At 63.9% G+C, this 22343-nt stretch carries 14 protein-coding genes and 1 pseudogene; 11 read left to right on the top strand and 4 right to left on the bottom strand.

Annotation, left to right across the window (positions count from 1 at the left end; genetic code table 11):
* Positions 1–43: 43 nt before the first annotated feature.
* From M3I53_RS00075 to arcD, 3 genes are read right to left on the bottom strand one after another with little or no spacing between them, the layout of a single operon-like run.
* Positions 44–1054 (bottom strand): ornithine carbamoyltransferase, encoded by a 1011-nt coding sequence (locus M3I53_RS00075; protein WP_254313974.1) that lies wholly within the window; start codon positions 1052–1054, stop codon positions 44–46.
* Positions 1055–1104: 50 nt separating this feature from the next.
* Positions 1105–2364, bottom strand: a complete 1260-nt coding sequence (arcA, locus tag M3I53_RS00070; protein WP_375542441.1) for an arginine deiminase — start codon at positions 2362–2364, stop codon at positions 1105–1107.
* A gap of 13 nt (positions 2365–2377) precedes the next feature.
* Positions 2378–3745 (bottom strand): arginine-ornithine antiporter, encoded by a 1368-nt coding sequence (gene arcD, locus M3I53_RS00065; RefSeq protein WP_254314365.1) that lies wholly within the window; start codon positions 3743–3745, stop codon positions 2378–2380.
* 721 nt (positions 3746–4466) lie between these two features.
* On the opposite strand from arcD, the gene M3I53_RS00060 reads away from it, so the two are divergent.
* The 11 genes from M3I53_RS00060 to M3I53_RS00010 all read left to right on the top strand — a co-directional run bounded on the left by M3I53_RS00060 (position 4467) and on the right by M3I53_RS00010 (position 22030).
* Positions 4467–6461 carry an acetoacetate--CoA ligase gene (locus tag M3I53_RS00060; RefSeq protein WP_254313972.1) on the top strand — a complete coding sequence of 665 codons (1995 nt, stop codon included), beginning with the start codon at positions 4467–4469 and terminating at the stop codon, positions 6459–6461.
* Between the two features lie 80 nt (positions 6462–6541).
* Positions 6542–7546, top strand: a complete 1005-nt coding sequence (locus M3I53_RS00055; RefSeq protein ID WP_254313971.1) for an AraC family transcriptional regulator — start codon at positions 6542–6544, stop codon at positions 7544–7546.
* A 218-nt stretch (positions 7547–7764) separates the two neighbouring features.
* Positions 7765–9555 (top strand): acyl-CoA dehydrogenase, encoded by a 1791-nt coding sequence (locus tag M3I53_RS00050; RefSeq protein ID WP_254313970.1) that lies wholly within the window; start codon positions 7765–7767, stop codon positions 9553–9555.
* A 43-nt stretch (positions 9556–9598) separates the two neighbouring features.
* The gene (locus tag M3I53_RS00045; protein WP_254313969.1) at positions 9599–11269 is read left to right on the top strand and encodes an electron transfer flavoprotein-ubiquinone oxidoreductase; all 1671 of its coding nucleotides are present in this window, start codon (positions 9599–9601) and stop codon (positions 11267–11269) included.
* An 807-nt stretch (positions 11270–12076) separates the two neighbouring features.
* Complete coding sequence (locus M3I53_RS00040) at positions 12077–12301, top strand: hypothetical protein (RefSeq protein WP_254313968.1); 225 nt, start codon at positions 12077–12079, stop codon at positions 12299–12301.
* A 749-nt stretch (positions 12302–13050) separates the two neighbouring features.
* Entirely contained in the window at positions 13051–14523 is a 1473-nt protein-coding gene (locus tag M3I53_RS00035; protein WP_254313967.1) for a TolC family protein, read from the top strand.
* A 5-nt stretch (positions 14524–14528) separates the two neighbouring features.
* On the top strand, positions 14529–15668 hold the full coding sequence (locus M3I53_RS00030) for an efflux RND transporter periplasmic adaptor subunit (RefSeq protein WP_254313966.1): 1140 nt from the start codon (positions 14529–14531) through the stop codon (positions 15666–15668).
* Positions 15665–18718, top strand: a complete 3054-nt coding sequence (locus M3I53_RS00025) for an efflux RND transporter permease subunit (RefSeq protein ID WP_254313965.1) — start codon at positions 15665–15667, stop codon at positions 18716–18718. Before M3I53_RS00030 ends, M3I53_RS00025 begins: the two co-directional genes overlap by 4 nt.
* 305 nt (positions 18719–19023) lie before the next feature.
* Complete coding sequence (locus M3I53_RS00020) at positions 19024–19566, top strand: hypothetical protein (protein WP_254313964.1); 543 nt, start codon at positions 19024–19026, stop codon at positions 19564–19566.
* 54 nt (positions 19567–19620) lie between these two features.
* On the top strand, positions 19621–20745 hold the full coding sequence (locus tag M3I53_RS00015) for a porin (RefSeq protein WP_302057504.1): 1125 nt from the start codon (positions 19621–19623) through the stop codon (positions 20743–20745).
* Positions 20746–20989: 244 nt separating this feature from the next.
* Positions 20990–22030, top strand: coding sequence for a zinc-dependent alcohol dehydrogenase family protein (locus tag M3I53_RS00010; protein ID WP_254313962.1), 1041 nt, complete (start codon positions 20990–20992; stop codon positions 22028–22030).
* A 121-nt stretch (positions 22031–22151) separates the two neighbouring features.
* Here M3I53_RS00010 and M3I53_RS00005 read toward each other — a convergent pair.
* Positions 22152–22343, bottom strand: a pseudogene (locus tag M3I53_RS00005) (ISNCY family transposase); the annotation flags it as partial.

The raw sequence follows: 22343 nt of genomic DNA, 5'->3' as shown, positions 1-22343 counted from the left end.
CAACCCGGCCGCGCGGCGCAGGCGCGCCCTCGAGCGGTGGGGCTCAAATGTCGGCGAGCGTCGAAACGAGAATCGCCTTGATCGTGTGCATGCGGTTTTCCGCCTGTTCGAAAGCCAGATTCAGCGGCGACTCGAACACTTCCTCCGTGACCTCGACGCCGCCCTTGAGCTCCGGATACTTGTCGGCGATCTGCTTGCCGATCACCGTCTCGCTATTGTGGAAGGCGGGCAGGCAGTGCATGAAGCGCGTATGCGGCGTGCCGCTCGCCTTCATGAGCGGCATGTTCACCTGATAGGGCAGCAGCGCCTTGATGCGTTCGCCCCACGCTTCCATGGGCTCGCCCATCGAGACCCACACGTCGGTGTGCACGAAATCCACGTCCTTGACGGCGGCCTTGGGGTCCGCGGTCAGCAGGATGCGTGCACCGCTTTCCTCGGCGAACTTCTTGCAGTCCGCCACGAGATCGTCGTGCGGCCAGAGCGACTTCGGCGCCGCGATGCGCACGTCCATGCCGAGCTTCGCGCCAATCAGCAGCAACGAGTTGCCCATGTTGTTGCGGGCGTCGCCGAGATACGCGTAGCTGATCTGCGTGAGCGGCTTGTCCGAATGCTCGCGCATGGTGAGCACGTCGGCGAGCATCTGCGTGGGATGGTATTCGTCGGTGAGACCGTTGAACACCGGCACGCCCGCGAACTTCGCCAGTTCCTCGACGATCTCCTGCCTGAAGCCGCGATACTCGATCGCGTCGTACATGCGGCCCAGCACGCGCGCTGTGTCCTTCATGCTTTCCTTGTGGCCGATCTGCGATGAGTTCGGGTCGATGTAGGTGACGTTCGCGCCCTGGTCGTAGGCAGCGACTTCGAACGCGCAGCGCGTGCGCGTGGAGGTCTTTTCGAAGATCAGCGCAATGTTGACGCCCTTCAGGTGCTGCTGCTCGGTCCCCGTGTACTTGGCGCGCTTTAAGTCGCGCGAGAGGTCGAGCAGATAACGCAGCTCGCGGGTGCTGTGGTGCATCAGACTAAGCAGGCTGCGGTTGCGCAGGTTGAAAGCCATGTCGTTTCTCCGTTGCGGATGCAGTGGGAATGCGAGTAAGCGGGCGACGCTCAGAGATCGACGGCGTCGCGCACGATCGGGCAAGTCATGCAGTGGCCGCCGCCGCGCCCGCGGCCCAGTTCGCTCGCCGTGATCGTGATGACCTCCACGCCGGCCTTGCGCAGCAGCGTATTCGTATAGGTGTTGCGGTCGTACCCGATCACGACGCCGGGCTCGACGCACACCACGTTGTTGCCGTCGTCCCATTGCTCGCGCTCGGCGGCGAACGCGTTGCCGCCGGTCTCGACGATGCGCAGGCTCTTCAAACCCAGCGCTTCGGCCACGACGTCCACGAAGGGCTTTTCTTCGCGGCGCAGGTCGAGCTTCGACGGGCTCTTGTCGTCGGGGCGAATCGAGAACGGCACGATCTCGTTGACCACTTCGGGGAAGATCGTCACGAGGTCGCGGTCGCAGAAGCTGAACACCGTGTCGAGGTGCATTGCCGCGCGCGACTTGGGCAGCCCCGCCACGACGATGCGCTCGGCGCCGCCCTTAGCGAATATGTTCTGCGCGAGACGGCCGATCGCCTGGCGGCTGGTGCGCTCGCCCATGCCGATCAGCACGACCCCGTTGCCGATCGGCATGACATCGCCGCCTTCGAGCGTTGCCGCGCCGTGGTCCTCGTCGGGGTCGCCGTACCACACCTGAAAGTCCTTGCCCGCGAACTCGGGGTGATAGCGGTAGATGGCCGTGGTGAGCAGCGTTTCCTGCCGGCGCGCCGGCCAGTACATTGGGTTCAGCGATACGCCGCCGTAGATCCAGCAGGTGGTGTCGCGCGTGAAGGTGCTGTTGGGCAGCGGCGCGAGCACGAAGCTCGAATAGCCCAGATAACGGCGAAATTCCTTGAGGATCTTGCTTTGTTCGGTATCCGGAATATCTTCGGCCACCACGCCGCCAATGAGGAATTCTGCGGTTTTGCGTGGCTCGAGCCCTTCGAGCCAGCTGCGCACCTCGCCGGCGAGCGACACGCCCACGGTCTCGGGGCGAACCTTGCGATCGAGGATGTACTTGAGCCCTTCGGCGTGCCGCACCGTTTCCGTGAGCAGATTGTGCATTTCGAGGACCTCCACGCCGCGCTCGCGCATCTTCGTCACGAAGTCGAAGTGGTCGCGCTTTGCCTGGCTGACCCAGATCACGTCGTCGTAAAGCAGCTCGTCGCAGTTGCTGGGGGTGAGGCGTTGATGCGCGAGACCCGGCGCGCACACCATGACCTTGCGCAGCTTGCCTGCCTCGGAATTGACGCCGAAGGCGACAGTGTCCGTACTCATCATGAGACTCCTCGAATCAGAGGGTGAGAAAGCCCTTGTACAGGCCGAAAGCCGCCAGCAATGCGCCAATCAGCACAGCGGCGAAAACGAACTTCTCGATGTTGGTGAACACGGGCTGGCCGACCTCGCGTTTCGCGCGTGCGAACAGCACGATGCCCGGCGCGTAGAGCAACGCGGAGAGCAGCACGTATTTGAGCCCGCCGGCGTAAATCAGCCAGACCGCGTAAATCACGGCAATTCCCGCGATGACGAGGTCCTTGTTGCGCTCGCCGCTGTCCGATTCATACGTTTCGCCGCGTAGCGCGAGCAGGAACGCGTAGGCTGCCGACCAGAAGTAGGGCAGCAGGATCATCGAGGTCGCGAGATAGATGAGCGAGAGATACGTGCCCTTCGAGAACAGCGTGATGACGAGGAAGATCTGCACCATGCCGTTCGTGAGCCACAGCGCGTTCGCCGGCACGTGTTTCGCGTTTTCCTTGCGCAGGAAGTTTGGCATCGTGTGGTCGCGCGCGGCCGAAAAGATGATTTCGGCGCACAGCAGCACCCACGAGAGCAGTGCGCCCGCGAGCGACACGACGAGCCCGACGCTGATCAGAATCGCGCCCCAGTGGCCGACCACGTTTTCGAGCACGCCCGCCATCGAGGGGTTCTGCAGGGCCGCGAGCTTCGGCTGCGTGAGCACACCGAGCGAAAGGATGTTCACGAGTACGAGCAGGAGCAGCACACCGACGAAACCGATCACCGTGGCCTTGCCGACATCACTGCGCTTTTCCGCGCGCGCAGAGAAAATGCTCGCGCCTTCAATGCCGATGAACACCCACACCGTCACGAGCATCATGTTGCGGACCTGGTTCGTCACGCTGCCGAGCTTGGGATTCATTTGTCCCCAGAAGTCGGCCGTGAAGGTGCTGGAGCGGAACGCAAACACGCAGATGATGATGAAGAGGCACAGCGGCACCAGCTTCGCGACAGTGGTGATCTGGTTGACGATCGCGGCTTCCTTGATGCCCCGCAGCACGAGAAAGTGCAGCGCCCAGAGCAGCACCGAGGCGCAGATGATGGAGATCGGCGTGTTGCCCTCGCCGAACACCGGGAAGAAGTAGCCGAGTGTGCTGAACAGGAGAACGAAGTAGCCGACGTTGCCGAGCCACGCGCTGATCCAGTAGCCCCAGGCCGAGCCGAAGCCCATGTAGTCGCCGAAGCCGGCTTTCGCGAAGGCGTAGACGCCGCCGTCGAGTTCGGGCTTGCGGATAGCCAGCGACTGGAACACGAACGCCAGCATGAGCATGCCGACCGCGGTGATCGCCCAGCCGATCAGCACCGCACCAGCGTCGGCGCTGGCCGCCATGTTTTGCGGCAGGGAAAAGATACCGCCGCCCACCATCGAGCCCACGACGAGGGCGGTGAGCGCACCGAGGCGCAGCTTGTTGACAGAGGCTGGGGTGGCGGCGCTATCGGGCTTGGCAGCGGGGTGAGGCGTAGACGTCGATTCGGACATGCGCGATCTCCTGTACGAGCCGGCTGGGTTGCAGATCTCGCGCTGCGCGCGAGCCCATCAACATGCTTGTGCCTGAATCTGCAGCGCGGATCGCATGCCGCGAGAGCGGAACCCGTGCCGCTACGCGCTCAATCTGATAGGGCGCGCGTAAAATGACAATAAGACCTTGGTCCGATAGGGAGACGCAAATCGGCGGGAATTGGGAAAATTAAAGGCGTCAGTGGATTGCAGTTTTATGACGGGCCTTATGCCTGTTGCGTACGGGAATGGGCCGCATGCCGGAATTTTCCGGTAAAAAAGGCATTGCGCGGCGCAAGGTAAATTAACGGTTCGATCTATTGTCCAGGACAACCGGCATGTGAATTTCGACTTATCTTAGATTAAATCGGGAAGCAATATATTGATCGCGCGTAAGTGTTCAATTACCGCCTTTATTCGAAATATTGGAAATGATCACAACGTGACAGGTCATTGCGCGCGACGTTAACGGACATAGTCGTCGGCAAAACGCGATTGGAAACCTTCCACTGGTTTCCCTGAATTGTCCGAGGCGCACCGGCTCCGGCACCATCAGGTCAACCGAATCCGCACGAGCCAACGCAACGAGATGAACGAAACCGTTTCCGCATCCGCTCCGGCCTGGACGCCGGCGCGAGAGCAGGTCGAATCAGCGCGCATCACCCGGTTCATGAAATGGCTCGGCGAGACGCGCGGTCTCGCGTTCGACGACTACGACGCGCTTTGGCGCTGGTCCGTCGAGGACATCGACGCTTTCTGGTGCGCGCTCTGGGACTGGGCTCAGATTCCCTCGCGCGAGCCGCGCGGCGTGGCGCTCGCCGATGCGGCGATGCCCGGCGCACGCTGGTTTCCCGGTGTCGAATTGAACTACGTCGAGCGGGCCTTTCAGCTCGCGAGCGACACGCGGCCGGCGATCGTTTCACGCAGCGAGAGTGGCCCCATGGCGGGGCGCACGCGAGAATTGAGCTGGGCGGAGCTGCGCCGCCAGGTCGCGGCTTGCGCGGCCACGCTGCGACGCATGGGCGTTGCGCGCGGCGACCGCGTGGCGGCCTTTATGCCGAACACGCCCGAAACCGTCGTGGCATTTCTCGCCACGGCGAGCGTGGGCGCGATCTGGTCCGTGTGCTCACCCGACATGGGGCCGCTCGCGGTACTCGACCGCTTCCGGCAGATCGAACCGAAGGTGCTGTTCGCCGTGGACGGCTACCGCTACGGCGGCAAGCCGCACGACCGGCGCGAGCTCATTCACCATCTGCTGCGCGAACTACCGAGCGCGGCGCACCTCGTGTTCGTCCCTCAGCTCGACCCGGCTGCCGACGCGAAGGCGTACCCGCAGGCCACGGCATGGCGCGACGCCATCGCTGGCAACGTCCCGCTGCAGATCGAACACGTGCCGTTCGATCATCCGCTGTGGATCGTCTATTCGTCGGGCACGACGGGCATGCCCAAGGCCATCGTGCATTCGCATGGCGGCATCGTGGTGGAGCACGTGAAGCTCACGGCGCTGCATCTCGACCTGAGCCCTGGCGACCGTTTCCACTGGTACGCCAGCACGAACTGGATCATGTGGAACTGCCAGGTGGGCGGCCTGCTCGCGGGCGCGACCCTCTGCCTTTACGACGGCAGCCCGACGTATCCCGACGCGCAGGCGCTGTGGCGCTTCGTGGGCGAGACGGGCGTCACGTTCTTCGGCGCGGGGGCGGCGTATTTCCAGGGGTGCCTGAAGGCCGGTGTCGAGCCGCGCGCGGCGGCCGATCTCTCGCGCCTGCGCGCGGTCGGCTCGACCGGCTCCCCGCTGCCGCCCGAAGCGTATGCGTGGATACTCGAGCGGGTGGGACCGGTCTGGATCGACGCGATTTCGGGTGGCACCGACTTCGCGGGCTGCTTTCTCGCCGGCGTGCCGATCTTGCCGGTCTATCTCGGCGAAATGCAGTGCCGGTGCCTTGGCGCGCGCGTCGAGGCATTCGATGAAGCCGGGCACGCGCGCATCGACGAGGTCGGCGAACTCGTGTGCACCGCGCCCATGCCTTCGATGCCGCTTTACTTCTGGCGCGACGAAGCGAACCGGCGCTACCGGGAAAGCTACTTCGACATGTTTCCTGGGATCTGGCGCCACGGCGACTGGCTGCGCGTCACGGCCCGCGGCGGCGCGGTCATCTACGGACGCTCGGACGCCACCATCAACCGCCACGGCATCCGCATGGGCACGAGCGAGCTGTATCGCGCGGTGGAGTCTGTGCCCGAGGTGCTCGACAGCCTCGTGGTCGATCTGGAGTACCTGGGGCGCAGCTCGTCGATGCCGCTCTTCGTGGTGTTGCGCCCCGGTGTCGATTTGAGCGACGCGCTCGCACAGCGCATTCGCGCGCGCGTGCGCGAGGCGCTCTCGGCGCGCCATGTGCCCGATGAGATCCACCAGGTACAGGCCGTTCCGCGCACGCTATCGGGCAAGAAGATGGAGGTGCCGATCAAGCGGCTTCTGCTCGGGCAGCCGCTCGATAAGGTGGCCAATCCGGACACCATGGCCAATCCGGAAAGTCTCGCGTGGTTTGCGGCGTTTGCGAGGACGAGAGGCGGGGCAGCGTGATTCCGGCCGCGCCGATTTAAAATGGCGCCCAGGACCGACGCCGATGTCTGTCCGTTTCCGCGGCCTTCCATCGTCCATGCATGCCATCGCCTAGCGCCACCGTTCCCATCTCGCTCGTCAACGGCTTTCTCGCCGGCGCGGGCGCCGAGCCCAGCGTGATTCGCCGCTATCTCAACGAGGCGGGCATCGCGCTGGAACTGCTCGCCAAGCCCGGTGGCCGCGTGACGGAAGAGCAGTTTTCCACGCTCTACCAGACGCTCGCCATCGAACTCGATGACGAGATGCCCGGCATTTTCAGCCGGCCGCTGCGCAGCGGCACGCTCAAGTTTCTCTGCCTGAGCCTGCTCGATGCGCGCAACCTCGAGACGGCGCTGCATCGCTTCGATCAGTTCTTCCATATCGTGCTCGACGATTTCCGGCTCGAATCGCGCCGCCAGGGGCTCGTGGCCCAGGTGGCATTACGCGCCAATCCGGCGTATGGCGCGATCGGGACACTCGGGCAGGAGTTGACGCTCAAGCTCGCGCATGGCGTGTCGTCCTGGCTGATCGGCCAGCGTATTCCGCTCCTGCAGGTCGATTTCGCCTGCGCGCAGCCGCCGCACGCGCTCGATCACCGCTATTTCTTCTCGGGTCCCGTGCGCTTTGGCTGCGAAGCCACGCTGATGCGCTTCAGCGCGGCCTATCTCGACATGCCGATCCGGCAGAGCAAGCGCAACCTGCGCGTGTTTCTCGCGCGCTCGCCCGGCGACTGGATCTTCGAGACCTTCAGTGAGCAGCTCGTGAGCCACAACGTGCGTCAGTACCTCGCCGCGCAACTGCCCGATCTGCCGACCATCGAAGCGGCGGCCGACAGCCTGCACTGCTCTGTGCGCACGCTGTGCCGGCGCCTCGCCGCCGAGGAGACAACGTTCCAGGCGCTCAAGGACGAACTGCGCCGCGACGTGGCGATCCAGCGCCTCACCGACACCCAGGACACGATCGCGGCCATTGGCGGCGATCTGGGTTTCGACGACCCCAGCGCCTTTCACCGCGCCTTCCGCCACTGGACGGGCAGTACGCCCGGCACCTACCGCCGCCGCGGCTGAGCGCCTGAGCGCGCACGTACTTCGTATGACTCACCGCGACGGGTGGGCTTAGCCGCCGCTAGCGTGGCCAGAATTGTCACCATATGGTCCGGTTTGGACAGTGGTTTCGCGACCCATTGACGCTACGATCCGTCCTGTACAGCCGCAAGGTGGCCACCCAGGAAGCCCGGCCCGGCGGCGCATCCATTTTGACCCCTGAGTGACTCGAAGGACCGATCATGAGCTACAACGCCCCCGTCAAGGACATGCTGTTCGTGCTGAAAGAGCTGGCCGGCATTGACGCCGTCGCGACCCTGCCGGGTTTCGAAGACGCTGGTTTCGACACTGCGCAGGCCGTGCTCGACGAGTGCGCGAAGCTCTCCGGCGAAGTCATCGCGCCGCTGAACGTGGAAGGCGACCGCGTGCCCAGCAGCTGGCGCGACGGCGAGGTAACGGCGACGCCCGGCTTCGCAGGAGCGTTCCGCCAGTATGTCGAGGGCGGCTGGCAGGGTCTGCAGCATCCGTCCGAATTCGGCGGCCAGGCGCTGCCCAAGCTCATCGCGACGCCTTGCATCGAAATGCTCAACGCGGCGAACCTTTCGTTCGCGCTGTGCCCGCTACTCACCGACGGCGCCATCGAGGCGCTGCTCACCGCCGGCAGCGACGAGCTGAAGGCGCGCTACGTCCCGAAGCTCATCTCCGGCGACTGGACCGGCACGATGAACCTCACCGAGCCGCAGGCCGGCTCCGACCTCGCACTGGTTCGCTCGCGCGCCGAACCGCAGGGCGACGGCACGTACAAGGTCTTCGGCACGAAGATCTTCATCACGTGGGGCGAGCACGACATGGCGGAGAACATCGTTCACCTCGTGCTGGCGCGCACGCCGGGCGCGCCCGAAGGCGTGAAAGGCATCTCGCTCTTCGTCGTGCCGAAGTTCCTCGTCAACGACGACGGCTCGCTCGGCGCGCGCAACGACGTGCATTGCGTATCGATCGAACACAAGCTCGGCATCAAGGCGAGCCCGACGGCCGTGCTCCAGTACGGCGACCACGGCGGCGCGATCGGTTACCTCGTGGGCGAGGAGAATCGCGGCCTCGAATACATGTTCATCATGATGAACGCGGCGCGCTTTGGCGTGGGCATGCAGGGCGTCGGCGTGGCGCAGAGCGCGTATCAGAAGGCTGTGGCGTACGCAAAGGAGCGTGTACAGAGCCGCCCCGTAGACGGCTCGCTCAAGCAGTCGGCAACCATCATCCACCATCCGGACGTGCGCCGCATGCTCGCCTCGATGCGCGCGATGACCGAGGGCGCACGCTCGCTCGCGTATGTCGCGGCCGCCCATAGCGACCATGCTCACTACCACGCCGACCCGGAAGTGCGCGCGCGCAATCTCGCGATCTACGAATTCCTCGTGCCGATCGTGAAGGGCTGGAGTACCGAAATGGTCAACGAGGTGACGAGCCTTGGCGTCCAGGTGCATGGCGGCATGGGCTTCATCGAAGAAACGGGCGCGGCCCAGTACTACCGCGATGCGCGCATTCTCGCTATCTACGAAGGCACCACGGCGATCCAGGCGAACGACCTGGTGGGCCGCAAGACGGTGCGCGACGGCGGCGCGGTTGCGAAGGCGCTGATTGGCGAGATCGCTCGGACTGCTGAGGAACTGGGCCAGGCCGGCAGTGCCGCGGCGGCATCGATGCGCGAGCAGCTGGAGAAGGGCGCGCGCGCACTGGCGAATGTCGTCGATTACGTGGTTGCGAACGTCAAGCGCGACCCGAACGCGGTGTTCGCGGGCAGCGTGCCGTATCTGAAGCTCGCGGGCATCGTGCTGTGCGGCTGGCAAATGGCGCGCGCGCTGCTCGTGGCGCAACGCGAACTCGCGAACGACGCCGAGTTTTACAGCGCGAAGATCGCGATCGCGCAGTTCTACGCCGAGCACATTCTCGCGCAGGCGGGCGGTCTCGAGACGTCGATCCTGGCCGCAAAGGGCGACGCCGGCGTGCTCGCACTGAGCGAAGCGCAGTTTTGATCGGGCGACTCAGAGCGCCCAGTTAGCAAGCAAGGAAGAGGGTATGTCGTCGATTGATCTGATTGCACAGTACGGCCCACGCGAGTCGATGGAATACGACGTGGTGATCGTCGGTGGCGGTCCCGCCGGGCTGTCTGCCGCGATCCGCCTGAAGCAGCTGGCCGCGGAAAAAGGCGCTGAAATCGGTGTCTGCGTGCTGGAGAAAGGCTCGGAAATCGGGGCGCATATCCTCTCGGGCGCGGTCATGGATCCGCGTGCCCTGAACGAGCTGATTCCGGACTGGAAAGAGCAAGGCGCGCCGCTTAACGTGCCGGTGACCGGGGACAAGTTCCTTTTTCTTTCCGAAACGGGGGCTAAGGCTGTGCCGAACTGGGCACTGCCCGACAACTTCAAGAACCACAGCAACTACGTCATCAGCCTCGCCAACGTCACGCGCTGGCTGGGCCAGCAGGCCGAGGCGCTGGGCGTGGAAATCTTCCCCGGCTTTCCTGCTGCCGAAGTGCTCTACAACGACGACGGTTCCGTGAAGGGCGTCGCCACCGGCAACATGGGTGTCGGCAAGGACGGCGAGCCCACCGAGAACTTCCAGCTCGGCATGGAGCTGCATGCGAAGTACACGCTGTTCTGCGAAGGTTGTCGCGGGCACCTGGGCCGTCAGCTGAACGAGAAGTTCAAGCTCGGCAAGGATTCGGATCCGCAGGTCTACGGCATCGGCATCAAGGAACTGTGGGAGATCGATCCCGCGAAGCACCAGCCGGGTCTCGTGATCCACACCGCCGGATGGCCTCTCGAATCCGATACGTACGGCGGCTCGTTCCTGTACCACATCGACAACAACCAGGTGATGGTGGGTTTTGTCGTGGGTCTCGCGTACCAGAACCCGTATCTCTCGCCGTTCGAGGAATTCCAGCGCTACAAGACGCACCCGGAAATCCGCAAGTACCTCGAAGGCGGCAAGCGCGTCTCGTATGGTGCGCGCGCGATCACGGCAGGCGGCCTGATGTCGCTGCCCAAGCTCGTGTTCCCGGGCGGCGCGCTCGTGGGCGACGACGCGGGCTTTTTGAACGCCTCGCGCATCAAGGGCAGCCACGCGGCGATCAAGACCGGCATGCTGGCCGCGGACGCGGCATTCGAAGCCGTGCAGGCAGGCCGCCAGAGCGACGAGCTCGGGGCCTATCCGGAAGCGTTCAGGCAGTCGTGGCTGTACACGGAGCTGTACAAGGCGCGCAACTTCAAGCAGTGGATGAGCAAGGGCCTGTACCTGGGCACGCTGATGGTGGGCATCGAGCAGAAGCTGCTGGGCGGCAATGTGCCGTGGACGCTGCACCACCAGCATCGCGATCACGAAATGCTCAAGCCCGCTTCGCAGTGCAGGCCGATCGAGTATCCGAAGCCCGATGGCAAGCTCACATTCGATCGTCTGTCTTCGGTGTTCGTCTCGAACACGAACCACGAAGAGAACCAGCCTGCGCACCTCACGCTCAAGGACATGACGGTGCCGGTCGGCATCAATCTCGCGACTTACGCAGGACCCGAGGCGCGTTTCTGCCCCGCAGGCGTCTACGAGTTCGTGAGAGACGATCAAGAAGATCGCCTGCAGATCAACGCGCAGAACTGCGTGCACTGCAAGACCTGCGATATCAAGGACCCGACGCAGAACATCGTGTGGGTCACGCCGGAAGGTGGTGGCGGCCCGAATTATCCGAACATGTAAACACCGATCGACGACTTTCCCGGTTTTCCGGTGCGTGCCGTCAATGCGGCTTGTGGCAGGCGGGGCGAACTGCGCCTTCCCTGCCATTTTTTACGCCCGCGAATTCCAGTACGTGCCGTTGAGGCACGCCAGGCTCTCGCCGGTGGCGAGGCTCATCTGCCCGAGATCGTCCTCACCGATGCCGCCGCGCGAACAGAACACATCTACGGCGCGTCGAGGTTCCGCGAGCGTGGCGCGCGGGCGCGCGAGGCTCTTATCCCGCCCCTGGCCCAGCCGTTCGATGCGCGTGCAGCCCGTTCGAGCAGTCGTTATGCGAGGGAAGCACGAGCACGTCGACGGGCACTTTGCTGAGCAGCTTGTCGAACGAGGCGTACCACTGGGCATCGCGTTCGCGTCGGGCTCGATCGGATAGACCGAAACGTTCGATGAGATGCCAGCGTACGCCCGGCGCAATCTCCGCGGCCGAGCCGGGCACGGGAAGAACCGCGTCGGGACAGCGCAGCGCTGATCGTGCACCTATTGGACGCGACATCGGGCGTACTGTCGAGGACGGCTTCGGGGCGTGCGCTCATGCTTCAGTGCGCAAAGGGACAGGGCGCGTGAGACGCTGCGCTGCCGCACGCCTGGTTTACTTTTGTTTCGCTTGTTGCTTCTGGTTGCCGCCTGTTTCCCTTTGTTGCCCGATGGCGACGCCCAATCGCGTAGCATCGCACCTCAAAGTCGATATTTATTGCGCCGCAACAAAATGGTGCCTACACTGACCAATGTCTGCCGGCTGCCTCGACGTTTCGCAAAGGAGGGCGTGACATGACGAATCGATCTACAACATTGCATGCATCTCTGAAGCTGCACGTCTTCGAACAGGAAGGCGGGTGGCATTGGGGCATCACCATCCCTCGCAGCGCGGGTAGCGGCTTCAGGCTCATCGCTTACAGCGAAACGACCTTTCACGGCGAGAGCGAAGCGCTGCGCGATGGCAGCCGCGCGCTCGAAAATCTTCCGGAAGACGCGGCGCTCGCGTTCGCACCCTGAAACGGCGCGTATCAACGACAAGCACATTCACCAAAGTCTCTTCACCGCACATGCGGTAGTTGAACTCGTGCGTGGCCCCCCGGCGTGTGATGCTCCTAGCGTTCCTGTTTGAGCAGCGTGAAGGGCGTGCCAAATTCGGCGCGTCGTCAGGCAATGAGACACGGCGGGTCGTGCCAAACGTCGTACGCGCGCACGGGCAGCTCGACTTGCGTGATGTCTCCTACGATCCACGAAACGCGATTTGCGCGTTCGCCCACTCGCGTTTTGAGACGCTTGCAGGCGCCACCATGACGTTGCGGGCGCTCTGACATGGCCGCCTGTGGCGCGTTTTTGAAGCGCAGAGTTTTCTTGTACAAACGAACTATTTTGATAAGAAAAGTTATCTTACCCGTCTGGTCTTCAGAAGACAGCCTGCGTTGGGAAAGGTTTCTTCGTACCTCGCCCCACCCGTTGGCGGCCAGCCTGGAAGAGGTCTTCGAAAGGAATTTGTCCGCGATGAGCGCGCGTATCTGGAAGTCAGAATGCGGGCGATTTTCGAAAGCGGAGTGCAACTCGGCGCTGAGCGCATCGCCTGTCTGACGGCGAAGCGGCCTTAGAGACCGGATGCGAACGCCTGCTTAAGCATTGCATAAGCGTTAACCCTGCAGAATGCGCAGCATGCCTGCCGCAACGCCACCAACGTATGGTGCTTGCGCTCAGGTCCATGCTCGCGCATTCATGCTGCGCGGGATTGGCTCGAGGAGTTCATATTGTCCAGCCCGCAGTCTCGCGCGATGTATCCGCGCGTCTTTCACTTCAACATCCCGAGTCGCGCGTGCGCCACGCTCGTCGCCTTCGCATCGGGCACCGCACTGCTTGCCGGTTGCGCAAGCTACAAGGCGCAGCCATTGGCTACGGGACCTTCGTTGACCACGCAGGATGCGCTCGCACGGGTGCAGATCGATCCCGCGAAAATGCCGTTGCCCGAGCTTGCGGCACATCGCTTCGATCCGTCGAACGGCTTCGACATCGAAGACGTTGCGATGCTGGCCGTCGCTAATAATCCCGACCTGAAACTTGCGCGTGACGATCTGGGGATTGCACAAGCGCAGGCGTTTTCAGCAGGACTCTTACCGGATCCGCAGGTGAGCATCTCCAGCGACTATCCCGGCGCTGTTGGGTTGTCGCGCGCGTTCAGCTACGGCCTGAGCATGGATGTGATGGCGATTGTCACGCGTAGCGCGAACACGAAGTCCGCCAACGCCACGGTTCGCAAGACCGATCTCGGTCTGCTCTGGCAGGAATGGCAGGTCGTGGCGCAGGCGAAGCAGCTGTACGTGAGAGCGCGCTTTCAGGATGAGGTGTTTCCGCTGCTCGAGCAGCAGACGGCGCTCGCCCGCACGCGTTACGAACGCACCGCGCACGCGGCGAGCGAGCACAATATGACGGCGGACGGCGTCACCGCGTCGCTTACCGCCTACGAGGACGCCCGCAAGCAATACACAGACATGCTGCACGCGCGCGAGCAGACGCACCATGACCTCAATGCGCTGCTCGGCCTCGCGCCCGACACGACGCTGACGCTCACTGGCGACACTGCAGTCACGCCGATGCCCGATGGCACGCTCGACGCCGCCGTCGCGAAGCTGGCGCAGCGCCGTCCCGACCTGATCGCGCTGCAGGCCGGCTACGAGGCGCAGGAGCAGAAGTACCGCGCCGCGATCCTCAATCAGTTCCCTAGTCTTTCGGTGGGCTTTACGCGCCAGCGCGACACTTCGGAAATCTACACGAGCGGCTTCGCGATCAACCTCACCCTGCCGGTCTTCAACCGCAATCGCGGCAATATCGCCATCGAGCAGGCCACGCGACAGCGTCTCGCCGACGAATACCAGACACGGCTGAACGCGGCTTACGCCGATATCGCCCACCTGCGCGCAGACAGCGCGATTGCTGCGCATCAACTCGATCAGTATGACGCTGCGCTGCCGGGGCTCGAGCGTGCCGCCGCGCAGGCGCGCGACGCCTACGCGGCGCGCAACATCGTGCTCGGCCAGTACGTCGACGCGCAAAGCGCTGCGCTCGCGCGTCGCATCGATGCCGCCACTGCGCGCGAAGCGCTAGCCGAGCAACGCATCGGTCTCCAGGCGCTGCTCGGCAGCGCGATCCCCGATCCTGATCAGTCTCCGTCCGCGCGAGGCGCCACTGCTGAAAGCGCGCTCAACAATACCATCGTTGCACGTTGATCTCTATGACTGAGCACCGCTTTCTTTCCGGCACGCGCACGCGTGTCGCCGTCTGCGCACTTGGCGCAGCGGCCGCGCTCGCCGCTGGCGCAGCGCTTTTTGCACCGCATGCGGCACGTGCAGATGACGCCGCCGCTTCGGGCAGCACGCCTGCGCCATCCGCCGCCGTGCAGGTCGTGCAGGCGACGCGCCAGCCGGTCGCCCAAACTGTCGTCGCGTATGGCGCGGTCGCCTCTGCGGCCTCCAACGCCACGACCATCAGCCTTCCGTATCTCGCCCGCGTGACGCGCGTGCTCGTGCAGCCCGGCCAGACCGTCGCGAAGGGCGCTGCGCTCTTCATCGTGCAAGCCGATCCAAACGCCGTAATCGCGTATACGCAGGCACAAAGCGCAGCGACACTCGCACGTGGCGAACTCGCGCGCACCGGCTCGCTCTTTCACGACGGTCTCGCCACGCAATCGCAGCTCGCCGCGGCGCAAAAAGCGTTGGATGACGCACAGCAGGCGCTCGCTGCGCAGCAAGCAACGGGCATTGCGCCGGGTTCGAAAACGATCGCGGCGCCGGTGGCCGGCGTCATCGGGCAGCTTGCCGCGGTGGCGGGCGACCGGATCCAGGCGGGCACGGCACTCGCCCAGGTCGTTGCATCGAATGGCTCCGCGGACAATGCCGCGAACATCTCGCTGGGCGTCGAACCGGCCGACGCGCTCACGCTGCGCCCCGGAGATCGTGTGGTGCTGCGCCCTCTGTCCGCCTCGCTCGGTTCGCAGCGTTCGCAAGGGCGCATCGTGCTCGTCGGCGCAGCCATCGACGCGCAGAGCCAGCTCGTGAACGTGAGTGCGAACGTGCCGCTCGCGGGCACCGCGTTCCTGCCGGGGACGCGCGTGCGGGCCGACATCGACACGCAGGCCGGCACGTGGTGGAACGTGCCGCGCGCCGCGGTGCTGCACGACGCGAAGGGCAGCTATGTATTTCAGGTCGCATCGAACAGCAAGGCGCACCGCGTCGATGTGAACGTGAAAGTCGAGCAAGGCGATACCTACGGCGTGGATGGTGCGCTCGACGCATCGCGCCCGCTCGTCGTCGTTGGCAACTACGAACTCGAAGACGGCATGGCCGTGCGCGTGGCGAAGGGCGGCGCGCGATGACGTTCAGCCAGTGGATGCAGCGCCACCGTCGTTCGCTGCTGTTCGTGATCGGGCTTGCGGCGCTTGCCGGTGCGCTCACCGCGTTGCGTCTGCCGATCTCGCTTTTTCCGAACGTTTCCTTTCCTCGCGCCGTGATCTCGCTCGACGCGGGCGACCGTCCGGCCGAACAGATGGCGACGCTCGTCACCATGCCGGTGGAAGAGGCGTTGCGGCGCGTGCCGAACGTGCGCGACGTGGAATCCCGCACGAGCCGGGGCGCAGCAGAAATTTCGCTGAATTTCGACTGGGGCACGGACATGGCGCAAGCCACGTTGCAGGCGCAGTCGGCCATTGCCGAGATCCTCGCGACGCTGCCCCCCGGCACCAGCATGCAGGTGCGGCGGATGGACCCGACTGTGTTTCCGGTGCTCGCATACAGCCTGACGTCGTCGCGCTTGTCGCTCTCGCAGCTCTACGACCTCGCCCAGTTCCAGTTGCGTCCGCTGCTTTCTTCCGTCGCGGGCGTGGCGCGCGTGGACGTGACGGGCGGGGCGCGCGACGAACTCGAAGTTGCCGTCGATCCCGCGCGCCTCGCGACGTACAAGCTCTCGGTCGCCGATATCTCCCGCGCGATCGGCGCGGGCAACGTGCTGATGGCCACCGGGCGCATCGAGGACCACGACAAGCTTTTTCTCGTCGTGGCGAATTCCGCTTTCAGCGGGCTCGATACGCTGAAAAACGTGGTTGTGTCCTCCGCAGGCGCGACGCAGATCCGCCTGCGCGACGTGGCTACTGTCACCCAGGGGACCGTGCCGCAATGGATCCGCGTGACCGCCGATGGTCAGGACGCCGTGCTGATCAACGTCTACCAGCAGCCCGGCGCGAACAGCGTGGCGATGGCGCAGGCGATTCGCGCGCGCCTGAAGGACTTTGGCCCGCAGATGCCTCACGGTGTGACGCTCTCGAACTGGTACGACCAGAGCGAGCTCGTGATCGCCTCGGCCACCAGCGTACGCGATGCCATCATGATTGGCGTGGTGCTCGCGGCGCTCACGCTATTCGTATTTCTGCGCAACACGAAGATCACGCTCATCGCCGTGGCGCTCGTGCCCATCGTGATGGCTGCGACCATTCTGCTGCTCGACGTGTTTGGCATGGGCTTCAACATCATGACGCTCGGCGGGATGGCGGCGGCGGTGGGACTCGTGATCGACGATGCAATCGTGATGATCGAGCACATCGCGCGGCGTATGCGCGAAGCCGGCGCACATGCGTTTCATGGCCGCGTGATGAGTGCGGCTCTCGAATTCACGCGGCCGCTCGCCGGCTCTTCCGCGGCAACGCTCATCATCTTCGTGCCGCTGGCGTTTCTCTCGGGCGTAACCGGAGCGTTCTTCAAGGCGCTTTCGGTGACGATGGCGAGCGCGCTCTTTATTTCGTTCCTCGTCACGTGGCTCGCCATCCCGATTCTCTGCGATCGCTGGCTCACGGCGAAAGATGCCGAGGAGCATCGCGAAACGCGCTTCGCCGCATGGCTCAACAGTGCCTATGCGCGGCTCGTCTCGCGCGTGAGCGCGCGGCCCCTGTGGGTGCTCGCGCTCGTGGTTCCGCTTGCGCTGCTTTCGGCGCTCGCGTTTACGCGGGTCGGGAGCGGCTTCATGCCGTCGATGGACGAGGGCGGTTTCGTGCTCGACTATCACACGCAGCCGGGCACTTCGATCACCGAGACCGATCGACTGATGCAACAAATCGAAGCGATCATTCGCGCGAACCCGAATGTGGCGACGTATTCACGCCGCACCGGCGCCGGACTTGGCGGCGACCTGAACGAGCCGAACAAGGGGGACTTCTTCGTGCGCCTGAAGTCGGGTAGCCGCGAACCGATCGACACGGTGATGGAGGAGATCCGTTCGCAGATCGAAACAAACGTGCCGGGTGTAAGCGTGGAGCTTGCGCAGTTGATGGAGGACCTGATCGGCGACCTCACGGCGGTTCCGCAGCCCGTGCAGATCAAGATCTACTCGGACGACTCTCATGTGCTCGACACGACCGCCAGGCGTGTGGCCGCACGCATCGGCAATATTGGCGGCATCGTCGACGTGAACGACGGCATCAATCCAGCCGGCGATGCCATCGATCTGCGCATCCGGCCCGACGCCGCGGCTGCCGAGGGCATGGACCCGCAAGCAGTCGCGCAGCAGGTCTCGGATCTGCTGGACGGCAACGTGGCGACGCAGTTCCAGAACGGCCCCAAGACGGTTGGTGTGCGCGTGCGGGCGCAAGGTGCGCTGCAAATGACGGACACCGAACTCGCGCGCCTGCCGTTGCGCGCGCCGGATGGGCACGTCTTCGCGCTTTCACGCGTTGCCGACCCGGTGCACGTGAGCGGCCAGCCCGAGATCAGTCGCGACAACCTCAAGCGCATGGTAGCGGTGACGGCGCGCATCGATGGGCGGGACCTCGGCTCGACCATTGCCGACGTGCAGCGCGTGCTCGCCGATCCCGCGCTCCTGCCAACGGGCGTCTACTACGAACTTGGCGGCTTGTACCAGCAACAGCAGATCGCCTTCAAGGGGCTGCTCGCGGTGTTCGGCGCTGCCGTGGCGCTGGTGTTCGGCCTGCTGCTTTTCCTCTACGAGCGCTTTCGCGTGGCCCTCGCGGTGATGGCGATGCCGTTGCTCGCCACCGGCGCGGTTTTCATCGGACTGTGGGTGACGGGGATCGAACTTAACATCTCCGCGATGATGGGCATGACGATGATCGTCGGCATCGTGACGGAGGTCGCGATCTTCTATGTTTCCGAGTTTCAGGGGCTCGTACGCGACGAAGGCGTGCCGCTCGAGGAGGCGTTGCAGGCCGCCGGCCGCAACCGCCTGCGGCCCATCGCGATGACGACCATCGCAGCCATTCTCGCGCTGCTGCCGCTTGCCTTCGCGATAGGCCAAGGTTCCGCGATGCAGCAACCGCTCGCCGTCGCGATCATCTCCGGCTTGATCGTGCAGATGCCGCTCGTGCTGCTGGTGCTGCCCGTGCTGCTGCGCCTCCTGCTTCGAGTAAAAGGGGAGAGGTGAGTGGCCGCAGTTGCAGCGCGTTTGCATACCTGGCGTTGCGAAGTCGTTTCCTCCGTATCGATTTCTCTTATCGGCGATCGGGTCTGCAAGCCGGTCTGCCGGCCTCCCGCAGTGGACCGATGAATTGCGCCTGGCCTTGTCCAGCTTGGCGCTGCGCTGCTCATCGCGAGCCACGGGCACGCCTTGCGCGCGCTTTCTTGCCCCTGAGCGCCTCTCGCCTGCTGTTAACCCGATGTAGTTTTCCGCAAGCCCCGTTTCTATCCTGGCGAAAAGCATTTCGTGCAGTACGACAGGAGGAGACGGCGATGAGCGGCAATGCAAACGTAGGTGAGGGCGGGTATCAAGGGACGAGAACGGAAATCGACGGCAAGCCGTCGCTGGGGGCAATCTTGCGCGCCGGCGTGGCCGGGGGCTTGACGGGCGCGGTGATCATCTGGATTTATGAGGCACTTATCTGGGTCGGCGCCCAGCATCTCATGCCGCTTGCGGGCATCCCCCGCAACGCGACCGGCCTCGTGTTCGGCAAGGGCGTCCAGGACTCACTCGGCATCTGGGCGTATTTCCTCGGGACTGCCATCCATTTCTTCTTCGCCATGGCGTGGGGCGTGCTGTTCGCCGCGATCTGGCCGTATTTCCGCCGCCGCGGCTACGAAGCCACATTCGTCGCGCTCTTTTACGCGATTCTGGCGTGGATCGTCATGCATGTGGCGATCAGCATCGCGTCCGACAACCATCCCAATTATTACGACCCGGTCGTCATTATCGGCGGTTTCATGTCGCACTTTTGCTTCACCGTGCCGCTCGCACTCGTGGTGAAGCGCATGCTCGCGACCGACCGCGCAAGCTGACAGCTTCAGGTCAGCAACGAACTATCAAGAAGTCAACAACAGGGGAAAGTGACGATGTCGTTAAATAGAGGATTCCTTATCTTATCGGCGATCACCGCGGCCGTCGTCGCCAGCACACCGGCGATGGCACAATCGTCGGTGACGCTCTATGGCGTGCTGGACGTGTTCGCCGGCTACCAGAACACGAAAGTCGACGGCAAGACCACGTCGCTCGCCGTGCTCGGCAATAACGGCTTGATGACGAGCCGGTGGGGCTTGCGCGGCGCGGAGGACATAGGCGGCGGATACCGCGTGAACTTCGCGCTGGAGAGCGGCTTTGATCCGGGTACGGGCAAGCTGCAGAACAGCTATCGGTTCTTCGATCGCCAGGCGTGGGTCGGTGTGGGCGGTGGCTTCGGTGAGGTGCGCTTCGGCCGGCAGAACACGCCGATGTTCGCCTGGAGCGGCAATATGGACGCCTTCAGCGCGGCGACCTACGCCTCGGGCTACAACAACTTTGCGAACTGGCTGGCGCGCGTCGATAACGACATTGCGTGGATTTCACCCAAGTTCGTGGGGACCCAGGTCGAGCTGCATTATTCGGTGGGCGGCCAGCCCGGCACGCTCGCAGGCAATGCCGTGTATCAGGCTGGCGTGCAGACCACCCAGGGCCCGGTCTATCTCGCGCTTGCCTATTTGAACGCGGCGAATGCCGCGGCGTCCAACCGTGTGCAGGAATTCATGGCGGGCGGCAATCTCGACTACGGGTGGGGACACATTTATGTCGGCTATTTCCGCGCCAACGACGTCATTTCCGCGACCACCGGCAATGCGCTCAGCAATCCGGCGGGCAAATACGACCCGACGGCCGGGCCGGTTGGGAATACGGCAGGCGACTGGCACAGCACGTACTCGCTTTCGGCCGACTACCGCTTCACGCCGTTCTTGAGTGTGGGCACCGGCGCCGCGTACACGAAGGACAGCACGCATCTCGGCAACGACGCCCTGCAATACGGGGCGATCGTCAACTACGATCTCTCCAAGGGGACGCGGCTTTACGGCACGATTTCCGAATTGAGGAACTACGGCACCGCGCAGTTCAAGATGGCGGGCGCCAGCATTACGACGGGTTCGTTCCTCACGCCGGGACCCGGTCAGAGCGAGTTCGGCGTGCAGGTCGGTATCCGGCATCTGTTCTAGCGTTTGAGAGAGCGCAAGAAACCAATGCTTAACGCATGAAAATCCATGCCATCGCTTCGAAGCCATCGCACATTGAACTACGATCAAGAATGCAAGGGCGATGTCGTCGTTATTTCGATTTACGGTGGCTCCCTGTGAATCGAAATATGCAAACCTTGCAGGGCACGACGGACTCGCCGCGCGCGCGGACCGAAAGGAGGGCGCCCGGCGAGCCGGCGTATTTCCGGTTGTCGATGGAGGAACCATGAAAGCACTGGTCTATAACGGCCCGGGCAAGTTCGCACTCGAAACGCGGCCAATGCCCGCCTTGCAGGGACCCGGCGACGCCGTGGTCAAGATCTCGAAGACGACGATCTGCGGCACCGATCTCCACATTCTCAAGGGCGACGTGCCGAGTTGCGAGCCGGGCCGCATTCTCGGTCACGAAGGCGTGGGCGTCGTGCATGAAATCGGCAGTGGCGTCTCGACGTTGAAAGTCGGCGATCACGTGCTCGTCTCGTGCATCTCGAGCTGCGGGCAGTGCGAGTACTGCCGGCGCGGCATGTATTCGCACTGCGAAACAGGCGGCTGGATTCTCGGAAATCGCATCGACGGCACGCAGGCCGAATACGTGCGTACTCCGCACGCGCAAACGAGCCTCTACCGGATTCCCGACGGCCTCGACGAAGCCGCGCTCGTGATGCTCTCGGACATCCTGCCGACGGGCTTCGAATGCGGCGTGCTCAACGGCAAGGTCGAACCCGGCAGCACGGTGGCCATTGTCGGCTCAGGGCCGATCGGGCTGGCCGCGCTGCTGACCGCGCAGTTTTATTCGCCCGCGCAGATCATCATGATCGATATGGACCCCAACCGTCTGGAATGCGCGAAGAAGTTCGGCGCGACGGCGTGCATCGATCCGCGCGCCGGCGACGCCGTGGACGCGGTGATGAAACTCACGGATGGCGTAGGCGTGGATTGCGCCATGGAGGCTGTTGGCGTGCCTGCGACGTTCGAACTGTGCCAGCAGATCGTGGCGCCGGGAGGCGTGATTGCGAACATCGGCGTGCATGGCGTGCCGGCGTCGCTTTTCCTCGATAAGCTCTGGGACCGCAACGTCGCAATCACAACGCGGCTCGTCGACACAGTGAGCACGCCCATGCTGCTCAAGACCGTCCGCGCCGGACGGATCGACCCGACCCGGCTGATCACGCACCGGTTTGCGTTCGACGACATGCCCAAGGCGTATGAGACGTTTTCGCAGGCGTCCAGCACGCAGGCGTTGAAGGTGATTGTCGAAATGCGGTGATGCGTCGGATACGAATGTTTGCGAACATGAATGTCAAAGCCATTTTCAGATGTCCGCTTCCCGACCAAGTTCAAGTGTCCGCTTTTGCGGGGTTCAGGTTTTGTCTTTCACGGGTTGCAGCTCACGCAGTGTCGAAGATCGGATCATGAACGGGCAGGGCATTCGCCCCTGTTCCATTAACGCCTGCTGATCGATGACCTGGTTTGCGCTGGGCCTGCGAAGGCTGCTTTTGCCCGGCCAGGTCGACGATCACCTGCTCGATGTCGGCCTGTGTAAATTCGCGTTGCTTCTTCCTGCGCGCGTGGCCTTGCTT

Source organism: Paraburkholderia sp. CNPSo 3272, assembly GCF_024206495.1.
Classification (GTDB): domain Bacteria; phylum Pseudomonadota; class Gammaproteobacteria; order Burkholderiales; family Burkholderiaceae; genus Paraburkholderia.
Note: the sequence above shows the minus strand (reverse complement) of the source record. Positions and strands in the feature narration are given on the sequence as shown.

Bases quoted from the DNA above. Each gene is read 5' to 3' on its own strand.
- M3I53_RS00075 (WP_254313974.1), bottom strand. From the start codon at position 1,054: ATGGCTTTCAACCTGCGCAACCGCAGCCTGCTTAGTCTGATGCACCAC.
- arcA (WP_375542441.1), bottom strand. From the start codon at position 2,364: ATGATGAGTACGGACACTGTCGCCTTCGGCGTCAATTCCGAGGCAGGC.
- arcD (WP_254314365.1), bottom strand. From the start codon at position 3,745: ATGGTGGGCGGCGGTATCTTTTCCCTGCCGCAAAACATGGCGGCCAGC.
- M3I53_RS00060 (WP_254313972.1), top strand. From the start codon at position 4,467: ATGAACGAAACCGTTTCCGCATCCGCTCCGGCCTGGACGCCGGCGCGA.
- M3I53_RS00055 (WP_254313971.1), top strand. From the start codon at position 6,542: ATGCCATCGCCTAGCGCCACCGTTCCCATCTCGCTCGTCAACGGCTTT.
- M3I53_RS00050 (WP_254313970.1), top strand. From the start codon at position 7,765: ATGAGCTACAACGCCCCCGTCAAGGACATGCTGTTCGTGCTGAAAGAG.
- M3I53_RS00045 (WP_254313969.1), top strand. From the start codon at position 9,599: ATGTCGTCGATTGATCTGATTGCACAGTACGGCCCACGCGAGTCGATG.
- M3I53_RS00040 (WP_254313968.1), top strand. From the start codon at position 12,077: ATGACGAATCGATCTACAACATTGCATGCATCTCTGAAGCTGCACGTC.
- M3I53_RS00030 (WP_254313966.1), top strand. From the start codon at position 14,529: ATGACTGAGCACCGCTTTCTTTCCGGCACGCGCACGCGTGTCGCCGTC.
- M3I53_RS00025 (WP_254313965.1), top strand. From the start codon at position 15,665: ATGACGTTCAGCCAGTGGATGCAGCGCCACCGTCGTTCGCTGCTGTTC.
- M3I53_RS00020 (WP_254313964.1), top strand. From the start codon at position 19,024: ATGAGCGGCAATGCAAACGTAGGTGAGGGCGGGTATCAAGGGACGAGA.
- M3I53_RS00015 (WP_302057504.1), top strand. From the start codon at position 19,621: ATGTCGTTAAATAGAGGATTCCTTATCTTATCGGCGATCACCGCGGCC.
- M3I53_RS00010 (WP_254313962.1), top strand. From the start codon at position 20,990: ATGAAAGCACTGGTCTATAACGGCCCGGGCAAGTTCGCACTCGAAACG.